This window comes from Pseudomonas sp. 18173 (assembly GCF_050432945.1).
GTDB lineage: Bacteria > Pseudomonadota > Gammaproteobacteria > Pseudomonadales > Pseudomonadaceae > Aquipseudomonas.
Genome location: NZ_JBKFTN010000071.1, coordinates 1 through 1,409, shown reverse-complemented (window position 1 = coordinate 1,409; position 1,409 = coordinate 1). Strand labels below are relative to the sequence as shown.

Genomic DNA, 1,409 nt, shown 5'->3' with positions numbered 1-1,409 from the left:
GGTAACGCACCACACTCCCCCAAAGAGGGTTAGGTGGATCAATCGCATACCCGCAAACAACCACGCGATTCTCGGACATCAATGCACTGCCCCTATAGAGGTCGATCCCTTTTTCGTCATTGAAAACAACCCAGCCTCCATTACCAAACTCTTTATCCAGAGAGCCATCGGCGAGATAGCGTGCAGCCACCATCGAGCTGTTCTCATCGAGAAACGTACCGCCTCCCTGCCCAATGACAAGGATTTTTCCATCCTCCTGTAAAATACTCCGTCGCCAGGACAAACCCTCATCCAGGAAGTCAGAGAACAATGGCTTCCCATTGTTAAACACCAGATTGAAACTTCCGCTGTCATTGAGAGATACAATCAATCCCTGTTGATTTCTCGGCGCAGAGCCAGTCGCAATAATTCCGCCATCAGGTTTCAACGTCATTGAGCTCAGCTCGAGCCTTTGGGCATCAGCAACAATGACGACACCATTGTCGCCATAGTTACTATCAATGTTGCCGCTTTCGCCATGACGAATCACATAGGCGTCCGGAGATTCGTCCTCGGGCGTTCGGCTGAAATCACCGCAGACCAATACCTTACCGTCCTGCTGTAAGGTCACTCCGGAAGCATTGTTCGAGATACGCTCGATGCCCGGTAACTCAACCAGCAAAGAACCCTTTTGATTGAAACTCGTGTCCAGCGAGCCGTCCTTGTTCAGGCGAATCACAATCCCTTGCAGATTGTTGAAGTCATAAACAACGGTACTGACCAGGACAATCTTTCCGTCTTGACGCACGAGAGTGGTTGCACCGATATCACCTGCGCTTTCAGCCAGGCTTTCATAGCGCTTTTGGTCATGGCGATGGGTGAGAAAACGGATCTCCCTATCGCGAGAGGCGCCGATAAGCTCGTAGATGTTGAGGGTGACTTTACCGTCCTTGCCGAAGGTGGTGTCCAACGCACCGTCCTTGAGCTGACGCACGACCGCCAGATCTCGGCCTGGCTCCGTTCTGCTCTCGACGGCACCCGTGATCAACCATCCTTCATTTGCCAGCGAATGCAAGTGACGGGGTGAAAACCANACGCACCGTCCTTGAGCTGACGCACGACCGCCAGATCTCGGCCTGGCTCCGTTCTGCTCTCGACGGCACCCGTGATCAACCATCCTTCATTTGCCAGCGAATGCAAGTGACGGGGTGAAAACCATGTGCCGTCATCGAAAGGGATTTCAACGATGCCACCAGTACCGAATGTAGGGTCCAGCCTGCCGTTTTCATCCAGCCGTGCAATCTTGGCGAGGGCCATTTGCGGCTTGGTAGTGGCTACCGCAATGAGTAATTTGTTATCGGGCTGGGGAAGAACGGCCTCGGGAATGCTGCCAACATTGTCGCCGAACGGCAGTGTGACCACGCCGTTCG

General features: G+C 53.4%; 2 pseudogenes. Both read right to left on the bottom strand.

The features are described 5' to 3' along the window. A pseudogene (locus ACLD1X_RS29090) lies at positions 1–949 on the bottom strand (hypothetical protein); the annotation flags it as partial. Between the two features lie 15 nt (positions 950–964). Then, positions 965–1,156, bottom strand: a pseudogene (locus tag ACLD1X_RS29085) (hypothetical protein); the annotation flags it as partial. Between the last annotated feature and the right edge of the window lie 253 nt (positions 1,157–1,409).